Here is a 382-nt window from a genome sequence, read left to right as displayed (position 1 = left end):
CTGTGATCTGCTCCTGAACGCGCGAACCATCGACGAGCATCTGTACCCGGTTGCCGCCCATGCCTCGAATGTTGAAGCCGGTAAGCTGCCCGAATGGATTGGTCAGCGAGGTCTGGCGCGTGACGCTGATGCCCGGCTCATAGCGAACCATGTCCTGAATGTCGCGAACGACATGGCGCTGAAGCGTCGCGCGGTCGATGACCGACACCGTCATCGGCACATCCAGCACATTGCCCTTGGTGCGGGCCGCGACAATGGTAATCTGGTCGAGCTGGATCTGCTCGTCGGCATTGATCAGCGGTTCATACTGCCCGGATGCATTGGCGTCGGTTGCGGCACTCTGCGCCAATGCGACTTCTGGCGATTGCAGGCAGAGCGCGGA

Annotated in this window: 1 protein-coding gene; it reads right to left on the bottom strand. The window is 61.0% G+C overall.

The genetic code is table 11. From position 1 onward, the window contains the following. Nucleotides 1-382: TonB-dependent receptor plug domain-containing protein (locus AB1462_RS32435; RefSeq protein WP_367249227.1), on the bottom strand; the 382-nt coding region annotated here is incomplete at both ends.

Origin of the sequence: Pseudomonas sp. SB113, from assembly GCF_040754745.1 — a bacterium.
Lineage (GTDB): Bacteria > Pseudomonadota > Gammaproteobacteria > Pseudomonadales > Pseudomonadaceae > Aquipseudomonas > Aquipseudomonas grimontii.
Note: the sequence above shows the minus strand (reverse complement) of the source record. Positions and strands in the feature narration are given on the sequence as shown.